The following is a 12,068-nucleotide window of genomic DNA, read 5'->3' on the forward strand; positions in this document are numbered from 1 at the left end:
TCAGCGAGCGCACCGGCTACCCCGTCGACCTCATCGAACTCGACCTCGACCTCGAAGCCGACCTCTCCATCGACTCCATCAAGCGCGCCGAGGTCGCCGGCGAAGTCGCCCAACGCCTCGAACTCGCCGTCGAAGGCGACGAGTCCGAGCTGGAAGACCTCGTCAAGGCCCGCACCGTCCGCGCCATGGTCACCTGGCTCGACGAGAAGCTCAACGGCGCGGTCACCGCGACGGCGACCCTCACCGCGACGGCGAGCATCGCCGCCCCGGCCGAGACCACCCCGGTTCCCGTGCCGGCCGCGCCGGAGCCGGCCGACGCCGGGGTCGGCGTCGGGATCGCCCCCAAGCGGCTGGTGGCGCAGGAGAGCGTCCGCACCGAGCCGGTCGGCGACCCGGCCACCGTGCTCGCCGGCACCCGGTTCCTGATCACCGGCGGCGGCGCGATCGGCGCGTACCTGGCGGAACTGCTCGGCGAGTACGGCGCCAGCGGCCAGCTCGGCGTGCTCGACAGCGCGCAGGCCGGCGAGGGCTTCGACGGGGTGCTCGTCCTCGACGGGCTCACCAACCTTGACGAGCCGCTGCTGCCCGACGTGTTCCCGCTGTTGCAGCGGGCGCTCGCGACCGGCCCGCGCTGGCTGCTGGCCGCCGGGGCCCGCGACGCCGCCGGCGCCGCCGACGGCATGCCCGGCCTGTTCCGCACCATCGCCCGCGAGTACCCGCAGCTGACCGCCCGCTTCGTGGAGGTGGACCCGACGGCGGCGGCGGACGTGCTCGCCCTGCAACTGCTCGACGAGGTGCTCACCAGCAGCGACGCGCCGGTGGTGGCCCGCCGGGGCGACGACCGGTACGTGGCGGACCTGGTGCCGGTGGAGCTGGGCGCGCTGGCCGCCGGCGGGGCGGGCCCGGCCGGCGACGGGGTGGCCGAGGCCGCCGCGATCGGCCTGGAGCCGGACTCGGTGGTCGTCCTGATCGGGGGGGCTCGGGGCATCACCCCCTGGTTCGCCCGGACGCTCGCCTCGGCCAGCCGGTGCCGGATCGAGCTGGTCGGCCGTACCCCGCTGCCTGCGGGCCCGGAGGACCCGGCGCTGGCCGCGGCCGGTGACAAGTCGGCCCTGGTCGCCGCGCTGGCCCGGCAGGGCCTGCGCAACCCGGCCGAGATCGACCGGACCGCCCAGCGCGTCCTGGCCGCCCGGGAGGTCAACGCGACCATCGCCGAGCTGACCGAGCTCGGCGGCGAGGTCCGCTACCACACCCTGGACGTGCGGGACGTCGCGGCGACCCGGCACCTGCTGGCCCGCATCCACGCCGAGCACGGCCGCCTCGACGGCGTGGTGTACGCCGCCGGGATCATCGAGGACAAGCTGATCGCCGAGAAGGACCCGGCCTCGTTCACCCGGGTCTTCGACACGAAGGTCGACGGGGCACGCGGCCTGCTGGACGCGCTGGACGAGCTGCCCGCCAAGCCGCGCTTCGTGGTCTTCTTCGGCAGCATCGCCGCCGCCTACGGCAACCGGGGGCAGTCCGACTACGCGGCGGCCAACGACGCCCTGGACACGATCGGCACCCGCTACGCGGCCCGCACCGGGGTCCGCACCGTGACCGTCCACTGGGGGCCGTGGGCGCCCGGCGCCGGGCACGGCGGCATGGTCACCGCCGAGCTCAGCCGGGAGTACGCCCGCCGCGGCATCGGCCTGATCGACCCCGAGGAGGGCGCGCTGGCCCTGCTGCGCGAGCTGGCCTGGGCCGACGCGTCGGTCACCTCGGTCGTCTACACCGCCTCGGGCTGGTGAGCGCGCCGATGACCCGCAACGCCCCCGCCCACACCGCACGACGGAGGAACCGATGAGCAACGGCGCACCCGCGCCCGGCCAGATCGCGATCGTCGGGATGGCCGCCCTGATGCCCTCCGCCGGTGACCTGGAGAGCTACTGGCGCAACCTGATCAACGGGGTCGACGCGATCACCGACGTGCCGCCGCACCGGTGGGACGAGGAGTTCTACGACCCGGAGCAGGCGCACCGGCCGGACCGGATGTACTGCAAGCGCGGCGGCTTCGTCGACGAGTACGCCACGTTCGAGCCGCTGCGGTTCGGGGTGATGCCCGCCTCCATCGGCGAGATCGAGCCCGACCAGCTGATCACGCTGGAGGTGGCCGCCGCCGCGATCGACGACGCCGGCGGCTCCGACAAGATGCCCGACGGCGAGCGGGTCGGCGTCATCCTCGGCCGGGGCGGCATTCTCAGCCCCGCCCAGGCCCGCTACGCCCAGCGGGTGCGGATGTCCAGCCAGGTCATCGGGATCCTGCGGGAGCTGATCCCCGACGTCGACCCCAACCGGCTGGAGCTGCTGCGCAAGAAGTTCGACGAGCGCCTCGGCCCGTACCAGCCGGAGGGGGCCATCGGCCTGGTGCCGAACCTGGCCGCCTCCCGGGTGGCCAACCGGCTCAACCTGCGCGGCCCCGCGTACACCATCGACGCGGCCTGCGCCTCCTCGCTGATCGCCGTGGACCAGGGCATCACCGAGCTGGTCAACGGCCGGCTCGACGCGGTGCTCGCCGGCGGCGTGCACCACGTGCACGACATCAGCTTCTGGTCGGTGTTCAACCAGCTCCGGGCGCTCTCGCGACAGGGCGAGATCCGGCCGTTCGACGCCGCCGCCGACGGGCTGCTCATCGGCGAGGGCACCGGCGTGGTGGTGCTCAAGCGGTACGCCGACGCGGTCCGCGACGGCGACCGCATCTACGCGGTGATCCGGGGCAGCGGGGTCTCCAGCGACGGGAAGTCCGCCAGCATGTTCAACCCGGCGGTGTCCGGGCAGGTGCTGGCCATCAAGCGGGCCTGGGCGGCCGCCGGGCTCGACCCGACCGCCCCCGACGCGCTGGGGCTGCTGGAGGCGCACGGCACCGGCACCCCGACCGGGGACGCCGCCGAGCTGACCACCGTCGCCCAGGTGTTCGGCCCGTACGCCGGCGGCCCCCGCCCGGTCATCGGGTCGGTCAAGTCGATGATCGGGCACACCATGCCGGCCGCCGGCGTCGCCGGCCTGATCAAGGCCGCCATGGCGGTGTACCGGGGCGTGCTCCCGCCCACCCTGCACTGCGAGTCCCCCCGGGCCGAGATGGCGGCGACCCGGTTCGCCCCGATCGCCACCGCGCAGCCGTGGGAGAGCGACGGGCCGCGCCGGGCCGGGGTCAACGCGTTCGGCTTCGGCGGGATCAACGCCCACCTGGTCATCGAGCAGGCGCCCGCGTCGGCGGGCGAGCCGCTCGTCGGGGTGGCCGCGCCCGCCGCCGGTGCCGGGACGGTCACCGTCGACGAGGCGGACCAGGTGCTGTGGCTGGCCGCGGCGAGCCCGGCCGGGCGCGCCGAGCTGCTGGACCGCGACGACGAGACGGTACGCCGCCTCGGCGCCGACCTGGCCGCGCGCTCGGGCGGCGACGCGCCGGGGCGGGCCCGCCTCGGCATCGTCAACCCCACCGACAAGCTGCTCGCCGTGGCCCGCAAGACGGTGGCCCGGGGGCAGGCGTGGCGGGGCGGGCGGGACATCTGGTTCAGCCCGCAGCCGCTGCTGGCCGACGGGGCGGGCAAGCTCGCGTTCGTCTTCCCCGGCCTGGAGGCGGAGTTCTCGCCGCGCACCGCCGACCTGGCCGTCCACTTCGGGCTGCCCGACCGGGAGTGGTCGGCCGCCGACCTGGGCCGGCACGGCGCCGGCCTGATCGAGGTCGGCAAGCTGTTCAACGAGGCGCTGGAGCGCATCAACGTGCGCCCGGACGCGGTCTCCGGGCACAGCATCGGCGAGTGGACCGCCGCCGCCGTCAGCGGCCAGATCAGCACCGCCGCGATGGACGAGTTCCTGGAGCTGTTCAACGCCGACTCGGTGGAGGTCTCCGGGTACGTCTTCGCGGCCGTCGGCGCGGGCGCCGACCGGGTCACCCCGCTGCTCGGGGACTTCCCCGGGGTGGTGCTCTCGCACGACAACGCCCCGGCCCAGTCGGTGGTGAACGGGCCCGAGTCGCAGGTGGACCGCCTGGTGGAGGCCCTGCGTGGCCGCAACATCCTGTGCCAGAAGCTGCCGTTCCGCTCGGCGTTCCACACCCCCGCGTTCGCCGAGGGGCTGACCTCGATCGGCGCGGCGCTGGGCCGGTGGGAGGTGCATCCGACCCGGATGCCGGTGTGGTCGGCGACCCTGCACGCGCCGTTCCCGCTCGACGAGGACCAGGTCAACCACATCTTCGTCCGGCACATGATGGAGCCGGTCTGGTTCCGGCAGACCGTCGAGGCCATGTACGCCGACGGCTTCCGGGTCTTCCTCCAGGTCGGCGCGGGGCAGCTCGCCTCGCTGATCGGCGACAACCTGCGCGGGCGCGACCATCTCGCCATGCCGGTGAACACCGCGCACCGCACCGGGCTGAACCAGCTCCGCCGGGTGGCCACCGCGCTGTGGGTGGAGGGGGCCGCGCCGGACCTGCGGGCCCTGACGAACCCGGCGCGTGCGACGCCGGCCACCCCCGCCGCGCCGGCGAAGCCCACCGGCGGCACCGGTCGTCGCGGGCCCCGGATGAAGCTGGACCTCGGCGGCCCCCTGGTCCGCCTCGGCGCGGAGGCGGCCGGCCTGCTCGGCCTGGCCGCGTCGCCGGCCGGCTCCGCCGCGCCGGCCACCCCGCCGGCCACCGCCCGCTCGACGGTGGGCAACGGCGCACAGGCCATCCCGCCGGCCACCGCGCCCGTCCGGGCCGCCGGCAACGGCGCACCGGGCCCCGTCGCCCGCCCGGCCACGGGGAACGGCGCACCGGCCGCCGCGCCGGCCCGCCCGCCAGCCCCCGCCCCGGCCCGCGCCGCCGCCCCGGCGGCACCGCAGCCGGTCGTACCCCCGGTCGCCGCCGCGCGGCAGGCCAGCGCGGCGCTGTCCAAGGAGGCCAGCGCCGCGATGACCGCGGTGAGCGGGCTCGCCGGCCAGTCCAGCGCGGCGGCCGACTTCGCGGCCCTGCTTCAGGACACCGCGCAGGGTGCGGCCAGCGTGCTGGCCGCCGTCGGCGGCAGCGGCACGCTGACTCCGGCCCGCCCGGCGGAGCCCGCCGCCCCGGCCCGGTCCCAGCCGGCACGAGCCACCACCGCGCCGGCCGTACCCCGCACGCCCCCGACGCTGGTCCCGCGCCCCGGCACCGGTGCCGGCGAGGTCGGTCGGATCACCCTGCGGGTCTCCCTGGAGACCATGCCGTACCTGCTGGACCACTGCTTCTTCGTGCAGCCCGACGACTGGCCGGACCCGGAGGACCGGTGGCCGGTGGTGCCGGCGACCGCCCTGGTCGCGCACATGATGGACGCGGTGGAGCAGCTGGTGCCCGGCACCCGGGTGGTCCAGGTGCACGACGCCAAGTTCAACAAGTGGCTGATCGCCGAGCCGGCGACCGACGTCGAGATCGTGGTGAAGGCCGCCGGGCCGAACCTCTACTCGGTCGTCTTCGCCGGATACGCCCGCGCCACCATCGAGGTCGGGTCCGCGTACCCGGCGCCGCCGGAGGTCTGGACGCACGACCCGGCCACCGAGCGCCCGCCCACCCTCGGCGCCGCCGAGATGTACGCGGAGCGGCTGATGTTCCACGGCCCGCAGTTCCAGGGCGTGACCGAGGTGCACGCGCTCGGCGACATGCACGTGCGGGGCATCGTCACCGCCCCGGTGCCGCCCGGCGCCCTGCTGGACAACGCGCTGCAGCTCATCGGCAACTGGCTGATCACGACCCAGCCGTTCCGGACGGTGGCGCTGCCGGTGGGGCTGGGCCGGGTGCGGTTCTTCGGGCCGCCCCCGCCGGCCGGCCGGGCGTTCGTCTGCGTCGCCCGGGTGCGGTCCATCGACGACGGCAAGCTCGTCGCCGACACCCAGCTCAGCTACCAGGGGCGGGTGTGGGCGCAGATCGAGGGGGCGGTCGACCGCCGGTTCGACAGCCACCCGCAGGCCCGGGTGGCGGAGCGCTTCCCCGAGCGGTACCCGATGTCGCACTTCCAGCCGGAGGGCTGGACGATGGCCTTCGACTGCTGGACCGACCTGGTCACCCTGGGCATGGCGGCCCGGGGCATCCTGGGCGGCGCGGCCAACGCCGAGTACGAGCGGCACCCGGCCAAGACCCGCAAGCAGTGGCTGCTCGGCCGGATCGCGGCCAAGGACGCGGTGCGGTCCCGGCTGTGGGAGCAGGGCCACACCGACATCTACCCGATCGAGCTGACCGTCGGCAACGACCCCGACGGGCGGCCGTGGGTGCGCGGTCGGCCCGGGCGCGGCCTCGACGACTGCGACGTCTCGCTCGCGCACTGCGGCGAGGTCGGGGTGGCGATCGCCCGGTTGCGTCCCGCCGGGTCACCGGCCGCCACGCCGGGCGTCGGCATCGACGTCGCCGAGGTCACCGACCACCCGGACAGCACGTTCACCTTCGCCCTCACCGACGGCGAGGCCGCGCTGCTGGCGTCGCTGGCCGGCGGGGACGCCGCCGCGCGGCGGCTGTGGTTCACCCGGTTCTGGGCCGCGAAGGAGGCCGTCGGCAAGGCGGAGGGCACGGGGCTGGACGGCAAGCCGCGCCGGTTCCAGGTGCGCGAGGCCACCGACGCCGCGTCGACCGTCGAGGTCGCCGGGCGCGTCTACCGGGTCGGTCACCGGGAGATCGACAACCCCGAGGACCTGCCGGCCCGGCGCTACGTCGTCGCCTGGACCTGGGGCCCGGAGCCGGGCCCCGCCACCCCGCCCGGGGTGTCCCGACCGTGAACGACCGACCGGGCGGGCCGACCGGCCGGCCCGCCCCGACAGCAGATCACCCCACCGGAACAGTAGAAGGAGCAACCATCATGGCCGCGGCCCAGGACAGCATCCTCGCCGACCTCACCGAGATGATCAACGCCGTACTGGGCGACTTCGCGACCGACCAGGTCATCACCATGGACACCACGTTCCGCGACGACCTGGGCATGGAGAGCATCGACGTCGTCTCGCTCGCCGGCCGGTTGCAGGCCCGCTACGGCGACACCGTCAACTTCGCCCACTTCGTCGCGAAGCTGGACCTGGAGACGGTGGGCGAGCTGCGGGTCGGTCAGCTCGTCGAGCACATCGCCACCTCCCTGGAGGGCGACGGCGTCCCGGCGGGCAGCCGGTGACGATGGTGCAGGCGAACGGGATCACGCTGCACGTGCAGCGGCTCGATCCCGCCGGTCCGGCCCCGGCGGGCCGGACCGGGCCGACGCCGACGGCGGTGCTGATCCACGGCATGGCCTCGGACACCATGGCGAGCTGGTACTTCACCATGGCCGAGCCGTTGACCCGGGCCGGCTTCCCGGCCGTCCTGTACGACCTGCGCGGCCACGGCCGCAGCGACCGTCCGGCCACCGGGTACGCCCTCGACGACTTCGTCGACGACCTGGCGGCGCTGCTGGTCGAGCTGGACGTCACGGGGCCGCTGCTGCTGCTCGGCAACTCGTTCGGCGGGACGATCGCCTTCGGCTACGCCGCGCGCCACCCGGACCGGGTGGCCGGCATCGTGGCCGTGGAGTCGTCCCCGCCGACGCCGGAGTGGATGGGCCGGGTGCGGACGCGGCTGGAGCGGGTCGCCGCCCGGCTGCCCCGCGAGGGGGCGCTGGCCGAGATCGGCGCGGCCCGGGGCCGCGTCGCCGCCCGCCGGGCCGCCGACACCGGCCGGATGCTGGCCGACACCACCATGGTGGCGGAGCTGCCGGCCAGCCGGCTGCCGGCGCGTGACGCGCTCGCCGCGCTCGCCTGCCCGGTGCTGTGCCTGTACGGCGGCGACTCGGCGGTGGGCGAGCTGGCCCCGGCCGTACGCGGGTTGCTGCCGCAGACCCGGGTCGTCGTCCTGCCCGACCAGAAGCACTCCGTCCTGATCGACCGGCCCGACTCGGTGCGCCGGCACGTCCTCGCCTGGCTGGGCGAGGAGTGCGGGCTCGACGTGGCCCCACCCGTCACCACATGACAGCGCGACTTCCAGGAGGAATCTCGATGGACACCCCGATCACGGGTCGGTCGATCATCATCAGCAACGGACGCTGCGGCTCGACGCTGCTGTCCGACCTGATCCACGAGCAGTCCGACACGCTCTCGGCGCAGGAGTTCTTCATGTCGGTGACGCCGTGGGCGCGTAGCGCCGAGGTGATCACCGGCCCGGAGTACTGGGCGGTGCTGGCCAGCCCCAAGCCGGAGCTGGCCACGCTGTTCCGGATCGGGCTGCCGCCCAAGGAGGTCCGCTACCCGGCCACGGGCCGCTGGGCCGGCCGGATGACGGAGCTGCCCCGGATCCTGGCGATCACGCTGTCGAAGCTCACCGACGACCCGGACGCGCTGTTCGACCAGCTCGCCGAGCGGGTCCCGGGCTTCGGCACCCAGTCGGTGGCCCGCCACCACAGCGACTTCCTGGACCTGCTGGCCACCCTCACCGGCAAGACGCGCTGGGTGGAACGCTCCGGCGGCTCCAGCCACCTGGCGCCGCACCTGCTGAAGGGCTTCCCGGACTGCAAGATCGTGTACCTGACCCGGAACCGGGAGGACACGGCCAAGTCGATGAGCCGGCACTCGTCGTTCCAGCTCATCCAGCTGCGGGTGGAGTTCCTGGGCCGCTGCGGCCTGGACCCGTTCCGGGTCACCGACGGCCAGGACGTGCCGGAGGACCTCCAGCCGTTCCTGCCGCACCGGCTGACCGCCGAGGCGCTGCGCGAGCGAGGCGAGGACATGCGCCGCTACCTCGGGCTGTGCGCGTTCATGACCAGCCAGGCAGACCAGGCGCTGACCGACGTGCCGCCGGAGCACCTGCTGCGGATGCGCTACGAGGACCTGGTCGCCGACCCGGTCGGCGAGCTGACGCAGCTCGGCGAATACCTGGAGTTCCCCGACGCCGCGCAGTGGGCCGAGCAGGTCGCCGGGCGGGTCGTCGCCCCGGCCCGCAAGCCGGAGCCCGCCGCCGCCTGAACCGCCGTACCCCCACACCGCACCCCGCACCCCGTTCTCCTGCGCGCCGCGGCCCGGACCACCGGGCCACGGCCGCCGGTGTCCCACCCTTTTTGCTGGAAAGAGAGGCAGTTGGTGAATCCACTCCGGATCTCCGCCCGGCGGCTGTTAGCCGCCGTTGCCGTGCTCGGGCTCGGGCCCGCGCTGGCGGTTCCTTCGGCGGCGCTCGCCGCGCCGCTCGACGCCGCCGGGGCGGCCGGCGGTCAGCCGCCGACCACCCAGGTCCTCGCGAAGGCCCCGCCGGACGAGTGCTTCGACGGGATCGGGCAGCCGTACCCGGCGGGCCCGCCCTGCGCCACCGGGCAGGCCAAGGTCAACCAGGCGTACCTGTGGGGCATGACCCGCGCCGGCAGGACGCTGTTCTTCGGCACCGGGGCGAACGTCAACTGCCTGACCAGCGGTCGGACGCTGGAGAACACCGTACCCACGCAGAACGCCGACTGGGTCTGCGAGTACGGCGAGAGCCAGATCGCCAAGCGCAACCCGCAGCTGCCGGTCAAGCTGGGCGATCACCGCATCCCGCGGCTGTACACCTACGACACGACGTCGAACCAGCTCACCGAGAAGACCGACCTGGTGAAGGCCGCCTCGCCCGACGACGCCACCCGGCTGCAGAACACGGTCGGCATCCGGGCCGCCGGCAACTACGGCGGCGTGGCCCTGCTGGGCGGCCCGGCACTGGGCGAGAGCATCAACCTCTTCGCCTTCGACACCGACACCGGGGCGTACCTGGGCTCGCACAACTTCCCCACGTACGGCAACATCCGGCACTTCACCGTCGCCGACGGCGCGCTCTACGCCGGGGTCGGCGTCGGCAACAACGGCGGCAACAACGGCCACGTGCTGCGCTGGATGGGCAGCAAGACCGACCCGTTCACCTTCGTCCAGGTGGCGACCCTGCCGGCGCAGGCCGCCGACCTGACCGTCCACGAGGGCCGGATCTTCGCGACCACCTGGCCGGGCTCGACCAACGAGTTCTCCGCTGGGGAGCCTGCCCCTTCCCCACCGGACAGCCTCGCGTCGGTGTGGATGAGCCCGAAGCTGAAGGACGGCGAGCCGGGGCTCACCCCCGACGACGACGCCGCCTGGCAGCAGGTGTGGAGCGTGGCCAGCTACGAGCCGGACACGGTGGTGGCCCACAGCTACGGCCTGGGCGGCCTGGCCTCCTACGGCGGCTACCTGTACTGGGGCACCATGCACGTGCCGATGAAGGCCACCAGCCTGCACATGAGCATCTACCCGCCGGTGGACGAGGCCGGGCTCACCGCGACGGCCCAGAACACCCAGCGGGCGATCAGCATCTACCGGGGCAAGGGCTTCGGCTCCTCGCACCAGAAGGTGGACCTGCTCTACGGCGCGACGGAGCTGCCCGCCTTCGACCCGGAGGCCAACGGCGGCGTCGGGGCGTGGACCACGAAGTCGACCAACTACACGCCGAAGTTCGGCGCCGCCGGCTTCGGCAACCCGTACAACAACTACACCTGGCGGATGGTGGTCGCCGGCGGGAAGCTCTATGTCGGCACCATGGACTGGAGCTACCTCGCCAAGGAGTTCGGTCAGCAGACCGCCGCCCAGCTCGGCCTGTCGCCGCAGATGGGCGACGTGCTGGCCAAGGCGCCGGCCGTGGCGGCGGCGCCGGCCGGCGCGCGGGCCACCGCCGAGATCCCCGAGGCGGTGTACGGCGGTGACCTGTACGCGTTCCCGTCGACCAAGAAGGCGGCGACGACGATCAGCGACACCGGGGTGGGCAACTACCTGAACTACGGGGTGCGCAACATGGTCACCGACGGCTCGACCATCTACCTGGGCATGGCGAACCCGATGAACCTGCGTACCGACCCGAACGACGACGTTCCCGAGGGCGGCTGGGAGCTGATCAAGCTCAAGGCCGGCTGCTGATCTCCGTGCCGCCGGCCCGGCGTCCCCTCCTGCGCCGGGCCGGCGGCCGGCAGCCCTTGCCGAACCCTGGCCCGTCCCTGACATTCCTCGAACATTCGCGGGCGAAAGTGTTCATATGATGCCTTTTTCCTTCTTTCGCCCCACCGCAGGGGCGCTCGCGCTCCTCGTCGGGCTGACCCTGCTCGCCGGGTGCACCCGGGGCGGTGGGGCCGGCAACGGCGGGCCAGCCGGCTCGACGTCCGACGGCCAGGCCGCCGGCGTGCCCGTCGGCTCATCCGAGCACACCCTGAGCGTCGACGGACGGGACCGCACCTACCGGCTGTACCGGCCCGCCTCGGCGAAGCTGACCGACCCGGTCCCACTCGTGGTCATGCTGCACGGCGCGGCCGGCACCGGCGAACAGGCCGAGGAGGCGTACGGCTGGACGGAGGAGGCCGACCGCAACGGCTTCGTGGTCGTCTTCCCCGACGGGATCAACCGCGCCTGGGCGGTCGGACCCGAGTGCTGCGGCGCGCCCGCCCGTGAGGGCGTCGACGACGTCGCGTTCATCACGGAGCTGGTCCGCACCGTCGGCGACACCGTCCCGGTCGACCCCGCCCGCACGTACGTCTCCGGGATCTCCAACGGCGGCCTGCTGGCGTTCCGGCTGGTCTGCGACACCACCGTCTTCGCCGCCGTCGGCGCGGTGGCGACCACCCTGACCGGGCAGTGCGCCGACCCGAAGCCGGTGTCGGTGCTGCACGTCCAGGGCAAGCTCGACAAGACCATGCCCTACGGCGGCGGCCCCGGAAAGCGCGACAACGGCGGCACCGGCCGCAACCCGGTGAAGATCGACGGTCCGCCCGCTCCGGAGTTGGCCGCCCGGTGGCGCGCCGTCGACGACTGCGGCGAGCCGAAGACCACCACCGCCGGCCCGGTCGTGCGGGAGGCCGCCAGCTGCCCCGACGGGCGCGCCGTCGAGCTGATCACCATCACCGACGCCGGCCACCAGTGGCCCGGCGGCAAGCCCAACCCGCCCCGCGCGCAGAAGCTGCTCAACCTCGACCCGCCCTCCACCGCGCTGAACGCCACCGAGACCATCTGGCAGTTCTTCGACGCCCACCCCAAGCCCGCCGGCGGCTGACCGCCACTCGCGCCGTCCGCTGCCGGCACCCCTCGTGCTGTCTCTTATACAC

At 74.3% G+C, this 12,068-nt stretch carries 7 protein-coding genes; all 7 read left to right on the forward strand.

Annotated features, from left to right (window positions below):
- Window positions 1-1,790, forward strand: a 1,790-nt coding sequence (locus tag ACFT41_RS08875; RefSeq protein ID WP_377613776.1) for an SDR family NAD(P)-dependent oxidoreductase, incomplete at its 5' end; no start/stop codon positions are given.
- 52 nt (window positions 1,791-1,842) lie between these two features.
- Entirely contained in the window at window positions 1,843-6,753 is a 4,911-nt protein-coding gene (locus ACFT41_RS08880) for a beta-ketoacyl synthase N-terminal-like domain-containing protein (RefSeq protein ID WP_377613778.1), read from the forward strand.
- An 80-nt stretch (window positions 6,754-6,833) separates the two neighbouring features.
- Window positions 6,834-7,139 carry an acyl carrier protein gene (locus tag ACFT41_RS08885; protein WP_377590100.1) on the forward strand — a complete coding sequence of 102 codons (306 nt, stop codon included), beginning with the start codon at window positions 6,834-6,836 and terminating at the stop codon, window positions 7,137-7,139.
- A 2-nt stretch (window positions 7,140-7,141) separates the two neighbouring features.
- The gene (locus ACFT41_RS08890; protein WP_377590098.1) at window positions 7,142-7,966 is read left to right on the forward strand and encodes an alpha/beta fold hydrolase; all 825 of its coding nucleotides are present in this window, start codon (window positions 7,142-7,144) and stop codon (window positions 7,964-7,966) included.
- 26 nt (window positions 7,967-7,992) lie between these two features.
- Window positions 7,993-8,955: a sulfotransferase domain-containing protein gene (locus ACFT41_RS08895; protein WP_377590097.1), complete on the forward strand. Its 963-nt coding sequence runs from the start codon at window positions 7,993-7,995 to the stop codon at window positions 8,953-8,955.
- A 114-nt stretch (window positions 8,956-9,069) separates the two neighbouring features.
- Entirely contained in the window at window positions 9,070-10,893 is a 1,824-nt protein-coding gene (locus ACFT41_RS08900; protein WP_377590103.1) for a hypothetical protein, read from the forward strand.
- 118 nt (window positions 10,894-11,011) lie between these two features.
- Window positions 11,012-12,016, forward strand: coding sequence for an alpha/beta hydrolase family esterase (locus tag ACFT41_RS08905; RefSeq protein ID WP_377590095.1), 1,005 nt, complete (start codon window positions 11,012-11,014; stop codon window positions 12,014-12,016).
- The last annotated feature ends 52 nt before the right edge of the window (window positions 12,017-12,068 follow it).

The organism is Micromonospora sp. NPDC057141, from assembly GCF_042670805.1.
In the GTDB taxonomy this organism is placed as follows: domain Bacteria; phylum Actinomycetota; class Actinomycetes; order Mycobacteriales; family Micromonosporaceae; genus Micromonospora.